Raw genomic sequence first — 255 nt, 5'->3', positions numbered from 1 at the left:
GCTTATGCCATTGCACTATTAGCACGATGTCCGACCGTACCTAGCGTACCTTCGAACTCCTCCGTTACACTTTAGGAGGAGACCGCCCCAGTCAAACTGCCTACCATGCACTGTCCCCGACCCGGATCACGGGCCAAGGTTAGAACCTCAAACAAACCAGGGTGGTATTTCAAGGATGGCTCCACGAGAACTGGCGTCCCCGCTTCAAAGCCTCCCACCTATCCTACACAGATTGGTTCAAAGTCCAATGCAAAG

Annotated in this window: 1 rRNA gene; it reads right to left on the bottom strand. The window is 53.3% G+C overall.

Going from position 1 to position 255, the window contains the following annotated elements:
• Positions 1–255: ribosomal RNA gene (locus GM668_RS30420) — 23S ribosomal RNA — on the bottom strand; the annotation flags it as partial.

The organism is Pseudoduganella ginsengisoli (assembly GCF_009720865.1).
Classification (GTDB): domain Bacteria; phylum Pseudomonadota; class Gammaproteobacteria; order Burkholderiales; family Burkholderiaceae_D; genus Rugamonas; species Rugamonas ginsengisoli.
This window is presented reverse-complemented; position numbering and strand designations above follow the sequence as displayed.